The following is a 9,882-nucleotide window of genomic DNA, read 5'->3' as shown; positions in this document are numbered from 1 at the left end:
CCGATCCGGCGGGGGATATGCCGAAAAGGTGTATGAAAGTCAAGCATTTAGCGCAGAAATAGGATTGTTCGAGAGGGGGTCCTACGGCTGGTGGCGGGCATGGCTGCGGTCATCGGCGAGACGGCGATGACGCGCCGGGCCAGGCTGGATTCCCGCCTGCGCGGGAATGACGAGAGCGGGGGTGGGACGGCTGTTCGACCGATTAGTGTTGGAACGTTCGGGGGCGCTCGTTCCTTGAGTGGGTAAACAGACACGAAAGAGAAACCCCCATGTCCACCATCACCACCGTAAATCCCGCAACCGGCGAAAACATCGAGAGCTTCGAGATGATTTCCGCCAAGGACGCCGCGGCCAAGGTCGAGGCCTGCCACGAGGCCTTTAGCGAATGGAAGCTGAAAAGCCTGGAGGACCGGGCTGCCGTAATCGGCGGCATCGGCAAGGCGCTGCGCGACAACAAGGAAGAACTTGCGCAGCTGATGACGCGCGAGGTCGGCAAGCTGATCGGCGATAGCCGTGACGAGATCGAGCTGTGCGCCGGCATCTGCGACTATACCGCCGCCACCGGGCCGAAGGAGCTCGCCGACGAAAAACGCGATCCCAGCAATGCGGCGCGCGGCATCGTCACCTATTCGCCGATCGGCGTGATCTACGGCATCCAGCCGTGGAATTTTCCCGCCTATCAGGTGATCCGCTATGCCATCGCCAGCCTGATGGCCGGGAACGGCGTGCTGCTGAAGCACTCCTCGCTCTGCACCGGCAGCGGACTGATGATCGAGAAGATATTCAGGGAAGGCGGCCTGCCCGAGAACCTGTTCACCGTTCTGGTGATCGATCATGACACGTCGGATGAAATCATCGCCCACGACAAGGTGCGCGGCGTAACGCTGACCGGATCGGACGGAGCGGGGCGCCACGTGGCGGAGAAGGCGGCCAAGGTCATCAAGAAGACCGTGCTCGAGCTGGGGTCGAACGATGCCTATCTGGTGCTGGAAGACGCCGATCTGGCGAAGGCAGCCGATGTGTGCGCACAGGCGCGCCTCTACAACAATGGCCAGACCTGCATCAACGGCAAGCGCTTTATCGTGACCGACAAGGTCTATGACGCGTTTCTGGAAAAGTTCGTCGGGCGTTTCGAAGGGGTCAAGCTTGGCGATCCGACCGCCAAGGATAGCGACATGGGACCGATGTCGTCGGCGGACCTGCGCGACGATCTGCAGAAGCAGGTGGACGAATCCGTATCCAAGGGCGCCAAGATCGCCTGCGGCGGCAAGATCCCCGACGGACCCGGCGCGTTCTATCCGGCGACCGTGCTCACGGATGTCGCACCGGGACAGCCGGCCTATGACGATGAATTGTTCGGCCCGGTCGCCAGCGTGATCCGCGCAAAGGACGACGAGGACGCGATGCGCCTCGCTAACGACAGCCGCTATGGCTTGGGCGGAGGCATATTGTGCGGCGATACCGACCGCGCGATCGAACTGGCGAGCAAGCACTTCGACACCGGCATGGTCTATATCAACACCTATGGCGTGGCGGACCCATCGATGCCCTTCGGCGGGGTGAAGAATTCCGGCTATGGCCGCGAACACGGCGGCTTCGGCGTCAAGGAATTCGTCAACGCGAAGGCGATCTTCATCGGCGCGGAGTAACTAGCTCTTCGATCTTGCAGAGGGCCGTAAGCCAACCCGGGGCTTGCGGCCCTTCTGTCTGAATTAGGCGTGGTTGCGCGGTATTATGCGTCGCGGCAGCGCAACCGCAGCGATCTGCTTGACGCCCTTACCGCTGCGCGGCCGCCGCATCCCGTGCATTGTCGCGCAGCGCCATATCCTTGCCCAAACTATAACCAAAGACGATAGCTACCACGAGAACGAGCCAGAACAGCGTTGCGGCCTTGAACAGCTTGTTGTGCTTCGATTGGTTGGCCGTTGAATGGTTCGTCACTGAAAGCTCCCTCGAACAGAGGCAGGCTATGTACCAACCGGAACAAGGTCAATCAGTTTGGCCAGAACGCCTGGCCCGCCTTTCGTCATCCCCGCGCAGGCAGGGATGACGAAATACGGTGGAGAGACCGACGCAAAGCGCGGCCTCAGCCTTCTCAGCGCGTAAGCTTCTTGTACGCCAGCCTTGTCGGACGGTCCGCAGCGTCGCCCAGGCGGCGGCGCTTGTCTTCTTCGTAGGCTTCGAAATTGCCTTCGAACCATTCCACGTGGCTGTCGCCTTCGAAGGCGAGGATGTGGGTGGCCAGACGGTCGAGGAAGAAGCGGTCGTGCGAGATGACCACGGCGCAGCCGGCGAAGTTTTCGATCGCCTCTTCCAGAGCGCCCAGCGTTTCGACGTCGAGATCGTTGGTCGGTTCGTCCAGCAGCAGCACGTTGCCGCCTTCTTTCAGCATCTTGGCCATGTGCACGCGGTTGCGTTCACCGCCCGACAGCTTGCCGACGTTCTTCTGCTGGTCGGCGCCCTTGAAGTTGAACGCGCCGACATAGGCCCGCGTGCTGGTGTCGTGGCCGTTGACCTTCATGTAATCGAGCCCGTCGGAGATTTCCTCCCACACGTTCTTGCTCGCATCGAGATGATCGCGGCTCTGGTCGACGAAGCCCAGGTGGACGGTCGAGCCGATTTCCACGGTACCGCTATCGGGTTCTTCCTTGCCGGTCAAAATCTTGAACAACGTGGACTTACCCGCACCGTTGGGGCCGATCACGCCGACGATGCCGCCCGGGGGCAGCATGAAGGACAGGTCTTCGAACAGCAGCTTGTCGCCATAGGCCTTGGTGATGTTCTTGGCTTCGATCACCTTGCCGCCGAGACGTTCGGGTACCTGAATGACGATCTGCGCCTTGCCGGGCTTGCGATCCTTCTGGCCTTCCTGGAGTTCCTCGAACTTGCGGATACGGGCCTTGGACTTGGTCTGGCGGGCGGAAGGCGTCTGCCGGATCCACTCCAGTTCGCGCGAAAGGGCTTTCGAGCGGCCGCTTTCTTCGCGGCTTTCCTGTTCGAGGCGCTTGGCCTTCTTTTCCAGATAGGTCGAGTAATTGCCTTCGTACGGATAGTAGCTGCCGCGGTCGAGCTCGAGGATCCATTCCACCACATTGTCGAGGAAGTAGCGATCGTGGGTGATCATCAGCACCGCACCCGCGTAGTCCTTGAGGTGGTTTTCGAGCCACTGGACCGACTCTGCGTCGAGGTGGTTGGTCGGTTCGTCCAGTAGCAGGATGGAGGGCTTCTGGATCAGCAGGCGGGTAAGCGCGACGCGGCGCTTTTCACCGCCCGACAGGTCGGTGACGGGCCAGTCGCCCGGCGGGCACCGCAGCGCTTCCATCGCGACTTCGAGCTGGTTGTCGAGCGTCCAGCCGTCGACCGCGTCGATCTTGTCCTGCAGTTCCGACATCTCGGTGCTGAGCGCGTCGAAATCGGCGTCTTCCTCTCCCATTTCCATGCCGATCGCATTGAAGCGTTCGACCATGTCGGCAATACCGCGCGCGCCGTCCTTGACGTTTTCGAGCACGGTCTTGCTTTCGTCGAGTTCGGGTTCCTGCTCGAGATAGCCGACGGTGATGTTCTCGCCCGGCCATGCCTCGCCGGTGAAATCGGTGTCGATGCCGGCCATGATCTTGATCAGCGTCGACTTACCTGCGCCGTTGGGGCCCACGATGCCGATCTTGGCGCCCTGGTAGAACTGCAGGTTGATGTTGCTGAGCACCGGCTTCTGGGCACCGGGGAAGGTCTTGGTCATGTCCTTCATCACGAAGGCGTATTGCGCGGCCATCTGGCGAATCCTTTTGGCGAGATCTGGAGTGGGGCGGGGCACCGCCCGCGTGACATGGGGCCGCAGATAGGGATGCAGGCGCAAAGGAGCAAGCGGAACGCGCAAAGCGGTGGACAGCGCGGGCCGGGCGACATAGCAGATGCGGCCATGCACAAACCCATCCTCGCGCTTGCCGCGCTTTCGCTCACCGCTCCCGCCCATGCCGACACCGCCGACGACGCGATGAAAAGCGATACGATCGCGTGGGATTTCGTCGAGGGAATCACGACGGAAGTGGGGCCGCGTATGGCCGGTACCGAAGCCGAAGCGCGCGGGCGCGCCTGGGCGCTGGAATGGCTGAGCGCCAACGGCTTCGCCAATGTCGTCGAAGAACCTTACGATATGCCGACCTGGGTGCGCGGGGAAGAACGCGCCGAGATTACGGGTCCGTTCCCGCAGCCGATGCAGATCACCGCACTGGGAACCAGCGCATCGACCGGACCGAAAGGCATCGAGGCGGAAGTGGTCTATTTCCCCAGCTATGCCGATCTGGAAGCGGCGGCACCGGGCAGCCTGAAGGGCAAGATCGCCTTCATCAGCCACGACATGCGCCCGACGCAGGACGGTTCGGGTTACGGCTTTGCCGGCCCGGCGCGCTGGACCGGCGCGGGGCTGGCCGCCAGCAAGGGCGCCGTGGCCACGGTCATCCGCTCGATCGGCACCGAAAACCACCGCACCCCGCATACCGGCGGCACGAGCTTTCCCGAGGGCGTGAAGGCGACGCCCGCCGGCGCGCTATCGAACCCCGATGCGGACAATCTGGAGCGCATTTTCGCACGCGCCGATGGCCAGCCGGTCACCATGCGGCTGACCATGACCCCGCGCGATGTCGGCACCACCAAGAGCGGCAATGTGACGGGCGAGATCGTAGGGCGCGATCCTTCGCTGCCGCCGCTGCTGCTGGCCTGCCATCTCGATAGCTGGGATCTTGGCACGGGCGCGATCGACGACGGTGCAGGCTGCGGTATCGCCGCTGCCGCCGCCAAGCATGTCGCCGCCGCCGGCCAGCCGCTGCGCACGATCCGCGTGCTGTTTGCAGGGGCGGAAGAAACCGGCCTGTGGGGCAGCAAGGCCTATGCCGCGGCCCACGCGGACGAACCCTTCATGGTGGGATATGAAAGCGATTTCGGTGCCGACCGCATCTGGCGCATCGACAGCAATTTCACCAAGAGCGATCCCGAACTCTACAAGGCTCTGGCGCAGGCCGTGGCGCGTTTCGGTGTTGCACCCTCTGCCGCTGTGGCGACGGGCGGGGCCGACATCAATGTGATCCGCGAGCAAGGCACCGCGATCATCGATCTTCAGCAGGACGGCACCCGCTACTTCGACCTGCACCACACGCCCGACGATACGCTGGACAAGATCGACCCCGAACAGCTGCGCCAGAACGTGGCTGTGTGGACGGCGGTGACCAATGTGCTCGCCAACCACAACCGGCCGATCGTAGTCGGGGAGTGACGCCTGCCTAGGGCCGGGCAGCGCGGAAATGCCGGGCGATCAGTCTGCGCATTGCCACCAGCTGCAGCCCGGCCCGAAGGACCAGGAAAGCGATGAAGCTGAGCCACAGCCCGTCATTGCCGAGTGGCCAGGTCAGCCATAGCAGGACGGCATAGCCCGCGACTGCGCCGACCATCGTCAGCAGCAGGGCGCGCGTCCAGCTTGCCCCCACAAAGACGCCATCGAGCACGAAGCCCGCGAACCCTGCCAGAGGGATCGCAACGAGCCACGGCCATAGCTGGCGCGCCTCGCTCGCAACGGCAGGCGTGGCGGCGAAGCTATCGGTAATCGCGCCGCCGATGGCGGCGAAGACAAGGGCAAGCACGATGGCAACACCTAGGCAGCGCCACAGGATCAACCGGATATAGGCCGTGAAGCCCACGCGGTCTTCATCGCCGGCTCGTTCGCCGTTGATGACCTGCGCGGCGTTTTCGAACCCGTCGAGCAGCAGCGCCGAAAGCACGAAGAGCTGGTAGATGATGCCGTTCGCCGCCAGGACGACGGGCCCGCGTTCCGCGCCTAGCCGGGTGAGGGCAGTGATGGCGACCATCAGCACCACCGTGCGCAGGAACAGGTCACGATTGACGGCGAGGAAGGGCTTGAGAGCGGCGAGCGAAACGCTTGTCCCCGACCGTAGCGCCTCGCCGATCTCGCCCCCGGCAATGCGCCAGATGACCAGCGATGCGATCGCCAGCTTGGCAAATTCGGCCGTGAAGCTGGACCAGCCGATCCCGGCGATGCCCCAGTCCAGACCAAGCGCCAGCCACAGGCCGAGCGCGACGTTGAGCAGATTGTAGAAAACCTCGATCGCCAGCACTTCGCGCATCCGGCGACGACCGACGAGAAAGCCGACCAGCGCGAAATTGGCCATGACGGCGGGTGCGCTCCAGTACCGGATGTCGGCATAGATCACGGCGGCCGTACGCACGCGGGCTTCGGCCCCGAGGGCATCGAGCAGCAGCGGCATGAGCACCGGCTTGGCCAATAGCAGCATCGCGGCAATGGCGCCGCCGACGACCAGACCCTTTATCAGAACCGCCGCCTGCGCCTGCGCGCCGGAGCGTGTGCCCGCCTGCGCAACGAGGCCCGTGGTGCCGGTCTTCAGGAAATTCATCACGGTGAACAGGGCGGCGAACAGCTTGGCCCCGATATCGACCGCGCCTTGCGTGGGTGCATCGCCAAGCTGGCCGACGATCCACATGTCGCCCACGCCGATCAGTGCCGTGGCGACATTGGTCACCATGGCGGGCAGCGCGATGGCCCAGATCAGACGCGTGTCGAAAGTGGGGGAGGGTGCGGCTGTCTGGCTAGTCAAACGGCGCACCTCCCGTGCTTCGCTTGCGACATGTCTGCCCTGCTGGAAATCTGGTCGGGGAGACTGGATTCGAACCAGCGACCCCTTGTACCCAAAACAAGTGCGCTACCAGGCTGCGCCACTCCCCGACCGATTTCCCGCATAGCGCCGAGCTTGGTGGGCCCGGCAGGACTCGAACCCGCGACCTAGCCGTTATGAGCGGCCAGCTCTAACCAACTGAGCTACAGGCCCCCAGCCACGCCGTGCGGAAAAGCGCGCCTAGCCGCGGTGCGTGGACGTTGCAAGCTCTAGCGAACAGCAGAGGCGATGATTTCTTCAACCGTTATCGGGCGGACGTCGCGCGTACGCAGATAGGAATAGACGCCGCGCAGCCAGTCATACAGCCGATCCAGATCGTCTTCATTATGGACGTAGGGGGTATGCCCCGGCGCGAGCGAGGGGCTATGAAAACTCAGGACAAGCAGCGGCAGACCATCGTCGACGGCGATATCCACGGCGCGCAGAGCTTCCTCGAGCGTGATGTCTTCCGGTGTCAGGCCGATTCGTTCCAGCATCCCGGTCTTGGCGAGTATGCTGCCAAGCAAGGGGTAGCGATGTGCGAGCGGGTACAATTGCTGCCCCTGCTGGCGCAGCATGCCCCAGAAGGACGTGGTCAGCGGAAGTTCGAGCAGGGTTTTCCCTGCATCGGCCCAATAGGGTGCAACCGGATGGCGGCTGTAATCGGGGCCACCTTCATCCGTGTAATCGAACCGGGCGCGCACCGAACTGTCGATGGCGATACCGCCTTCACCCAGAAGTCCCGCCGTATGCGGGCCCAGGCCATAACGGCCGGCACGGTAGATCAGCGGGACCGCGCCGAAGTTTTCCTCCACCAGATCGCGCAGGCGATGAAATTTCTCGGCTTCGAGTTCGGGAGGAAGATTGCCAGCGAAGCTGTTGCGGCGGTTAACCTCTTCGTGGTGGGGAGGGTTGACCCAGGGGTGTAACTGGACGCCGATTTCCGCCTGTCCGCGGCGTATGGCATCGCCGATGATCTCCTGCGCACGGGCATCCTGGGCTACAGGCCAATCAACGAGATAGACGGGAGAGACACCGATCCCTTCGCAGAATTGCTGAAAACCGGACAATGCCGCGATATGGTCGAGACCATAGCCATCTGCGCGAAAGGGCGCTTCCCAGTCGAATTCCTCTTCCGTGTCGATCGTCAGCAGCGAACGCTGTCCGAACCCATCGGCAAAGCGCGCAGTCTGCGATGAGGCCGGCGGGTTCAGGAGGTCGACTTGGCTGATGGCGTAGGTTTCCTAACCGGCCGCGCGATCGGGCGCATCGGCAGGGCTAGGCAGGGCATCGCTGACGGTCAAGAGAGGGAGGGTAAGGGCGAGCGAATCGCCTGCGCGTGCCAGTTCGCCCCCTGCGGCGCGCGCTTCTGCCCGGGCAAGGCGGAGAGAGAAGCCGGCCCCGAAGATACCGGAGCTGAGCGTGCCGCCACCGGCCCTGACTTCCGACGCGAAGATATTGTCGGCGTGCACCAGCTTGGACGGAAGCTGCGCACGCAGGGCAACCTGGTCGCCATCGAGATCCAGCGACAGGGCGACGTTTTCGCCAGCGCCCGTGGCGCCCGCCAGGGTCGCGAGTACGCGCCAGCCGAGCATTTCCGCTTCGTTCTGGGCCAGGGCGAGCCGGGCGGGCATGTCGGTCAACCTGGCATCGAAGCGCGCCACACGAGGGCCGAGTACCGTCTGGAGCTGGCCGATCTGCGCGCGCGCGATCGCGGCAAAATCGCTTTCGCCCGATTCAAGATCAAGCGCGCCTGTCTCCAGCCGCGCCAGCCGGTCGAGCTCGTCGAACCCGGCAAGAATGCGCGCGCTGTCACCGGCGATGGATGCGGCCAGAGCGCGATATTCGTGCGGTGTCGGGCCGAAGACCTGCTGCTGGATCACTTCCGCATAGCCCTGCATCGCATTTACCGGGGTGCGCAGTTCGTGGAGCAGTTGGCGCAGGCGATCCGCGCTGCGCTGGGCCCGGTCGTCGACCGGCGCGACCGCGCGGCGGAAGCGGCCAACATAGCCATAGAAGCGCCCGTCGCCGCGGGTGAAGCGGGGGGCGGCGTCGACGATCCAGTCGCCTTCGATAGCGTCGGCACCGCGAAGCGCGATGGCAAGTTCGTGAACCGGCTGGCGGTTGGCGAACGCCGCAGCGAAATCGTCCGAAGCCGCGTCCCCTTCGCGGCGCTGCGACAGATCGAGCCCGACGACCATGGGCGCAATTTCCGGTTCGGCCCAGTCGATCCTGCCTTCGGAATTCGTCCCGAAACTGAAAGCGTCGAGCTGTCTGCGCGGCTGCGTATCTTCCAGACCGGCAAGCGGGAGGGTGGGGGCATCGCCATCCCGCGGTTGCGGGCTGCGCGCCTTGCGGAAGGTCTCGATCCGTTCCACCAGAGCGCGGATGCCGTCCGATCTGCCCGAAGGTTCGGCAGCAGCACGGGGGGCAGAAGGCGCGGCGACAGGCTCGGGCCGGGCTGATGGTTCTGCCTGTGTGGGTGTGGCTTGTTCCGGCTCGGCTACCGGCGGTTCCGGTTCGACGTCGCTTGGAGGTGCGGCCTCTTCCTGGCTTTGCGGAAGCACGAGGGGTTCGACTTCGTCGAAATCGACCGTTGCTGCGGGCAGATCCTCGGCAGGTTGAACAGGCGGTGCGGCAATGGGCTGCGGGAGGGCGCGGTCGGATACGCCCAGCCGGTCGAGCACGCGCACAGCACCATCGGGCAGATCCCGGCGATGGCGCAGGAAGCCGCGCGCCCTGATCGGAAGGCGTGGGATCAGTTCGGCCCATTCCTCCCCGGTTAGCTGCGCGCGGTACAGTGCCGCGCCGGCAATCGAGGGGTGTGCTTCCCCAAACCAGCGCACCAGTTCAGGATTGCGGAAGCGCCAGCCGTTTTCACCAACAATGGCTGCGCGTTCGGGAGTGGGGATCATTTCCGCCAGCGCGATCAGGCGCAGATAGGCGGCCGCTTTTAGAGCAGGGTCGCCCGCCTGCGGCCGTTCGCCAAGCAGGTCGAGCAACTGGCGGAACTGTGTCTTTGCCGCGCGCGCACTGGCGGCGCGGTGGCGCAGCACAGTAGCAAGGCGGTCGTCAAAATGCATCGATACTCCGGTGACAGGCAATAGTTTGCGATACGTAAACCATCGCTCAGTACAGGTTCTAACCGTGCAAAACTTACGCTGAACGGAAAGTTGCCTGCGCGTTGCAAAGCGAGACAATTGCT

General features: G+C 63.9%; 7 protein-coding genes and 2 tRNA genes. 2 read left to right on the top strand and 7 right to left on the bottom strand.

All coding sequences use genetic code 11. From position 1 onward, the window contains the following. Nucleotides 1–269 precede the first annotated feature (269 nt). Nucleotides 270–1,649, top strand: a complete 1,380-nt coding sequence (locus KYK83_RS14670; protein ID WP_222828810.1) for an NAD-dependent succinate-semialdehyde dehydrogenase — start codon at nucleotides 270–272, stop codon at nucleotides 1,647–1,649. A gap of 127 nt (nucleotides 1,650–1,776) precedes the next feature. Here KYK83_RS14670 and KYK83_RS14665 read toward each other — a convergent pair whose 3' ends face one another. Next, the gene (locus tag KYK83_RS14665; protein ID WP_221598127.1) at nucleotides 1,777–1,941 is read right to left on the bottom strand and encodes a hypothetical protein; all 165 of its coding nucleotides are present in this window, start codon (nucleotides 1,939–1,941) and stop codon (nucleotides 1,777–1,779) included. Between the two features lie 154 nt (nucleotides 1,942–2,095). Then, the gene (ettA, locus tag KYK83_RS14660) at nucleotides 2,096–3,769 is read right to left on the bottom strand and encodes an energy-dependent translational throttle protein EttA (protein ID WP_103025173.1); all 1,674 of its coding nucleotides are present in this window, start codon (nucleotides 3,767–3,769) and stop codon (nucleotides 2,096–2,098) included. Nucleotides 3,770–3,916: 147 nt separating this feature from the next. Here ettA and KYK83_RS14655 point away from each other — a divergent pair, with 147 nt between their 5' ends. Next, nucleotides 3,917–5,266: a M20/M25/M40 family metallo-hydrolase gene (locus tag KYK83_RS14655; protein ID WP_222828809.1), complete on the top strand. Its 1,350-nt coding sequence runs from the start codon at nucleotides 3,917–3,919 to the stop codon at nucleotides 5,264–5,266. 7 nt (nucleotides 5,267–5,273) lie between these two features. Here the strand turns inward: KYK83_RS14655 and KYK83_RS14650 are convergent, their stop codons facing one another. From KYK83_RS14650 to KYK83_RS14630, 5 genes are all read right to left on the bottom strand, one after another. Further along, complete coding sequence (locus tag KYK83_RS14650) at nucleotides 5,274–6,620, bottom strand: MATE family efflux transporter (protein ID WP_222828808.1); 1,347 nt, start codon at nucleotides 6,618–6,620, stop codon at nucleotides 5,274–5,276. Nucleotides 6,621–6,671: 51 nt separating this feature from the next. Beyond that, nucleotides 6,672–6,748, bottom strand: a tRNA-Pro gene (locus tag KYK83_RS14645). Nucleotides 6,749–6,774: 26 nt separating this feature from the next. Further along, nucleotides 6,775–6,851, bottom strand: a tRNA-Ile gene (locus tag KYK83_RS14640). A gap of 56 nt (nucleotides 6,852–6,907) precedes the next feature. After that, nucleotides 6,908–7,909, bottom strand: a complete 1,002-nt coding sequence (locus KYK83_RS14635) for a polysaccharide deacetylase family protein (RefSeq protein WP_222828817.1) — start codon at nucleotides 7,907–7,909, stop codon at nucleotides 6,908–6,910. A gap of 12 nt (nucleotides 7,910–7,921) precedes the next feature. Next, entirely contained in the window at nucleotides 7,922–9,760 is a 1,839-nt protein-coding gene (locus KYK83_RS14630; RefSeq protein WP_222828807.1) for a sensor histidine kinase, read from the bottom strand. Nucleotides 9,761–9,882: the final 122 nt, after the last annotated feature.

Origin of the sequence: Qipengyuania pacifica, from assembly GCF_019857205.1 — a bacterium.
GTDB classification, from domain to species: Bacteria; Pseudomonadota; Alphaproteobacteria; order Sphingomonadales; family Sphingomonadaceae; genus Qipengyuania; species Qipengyuania pacifica.
This window is presented reverse-complemented; position numbering and strand designations above follow the sequence as displayed.